The following is a 544-nucleotide window of genomic DNA, read 5'->3' as shown; positions in this document are numbered from 1 at the left end:
ACAAGACGCGCATCGACCCCGGCGTGCAGCCCTCCTACGCCGAGACGGAGGCGCCGGATGAGCGCTTCCGGGTCGGCTACGGCGGCGGCGAGGCGATCGCCACGAGCACCGCGGTCTCCGACGGCGGGCTGTTCAACCTCGACTTCCGGGATGAGCGCTACCTGCCCTTCGAGTACGCCGGGGCCGTCAGCGAGTGGAAGCTGAGCCTGCCCGCGGACGCGCGCTTGTTCGACTACCGGACGATCTCCGACGTCGTGCTTCACATCGACTACAGCGCGCGAGACGGCGGCGCGGAGCTGCGTGATGCAGCCAGCGCCAACGCGCTGTCCGAGCTCGTCGACGCGGTCGAAGGTGAGGAGTTGATGCAGTTGCTCGTCGTTCATGACGCGTTCCCCAACGAGTGGCAGCGCTTCTTGACGCCGCCGAGCGCGGGCCCGCAGGAGCTGAGCCTGCCCGTGGAGCGCAAGCACTTCGACCACCTCGCGCGGCGAAGCGGCGTGGAGATCAAGCGGGTCGAGTTCGCGCTGCTGCTCGAAGACGGCGT

The 544-nt window shown here is 68.9% G+C and carries 1 protein-coding gene; it reads left to right on the top strand.

Annotation, left to right across the window (positions count from 1 at the left end; all coding sequences use genetic code 11):
* Positions 1–23: 23 nt before the first annotated feature.
* Positions 24–544, top strand: a 521-nt coding sequence (locus tag ENSA5_RS08035; RefSeq protein WP_258182787.1) for a Tc toxin subunit A-related protein, incomplete at its 3' end; no start/stop codon positions are given.

Source organism: Enhygromyxa salina, from assembly GCF_002994615.1.
Lineage (GTDB): Bacteria > Myxococcota_A > Polyangia > Nannocystales > Nannocystaceae > Plesiocystis > Plesiocystis salina_A.
This window is presented reverse-complemented; position numbering and strand designations above follow the sequence as displayed.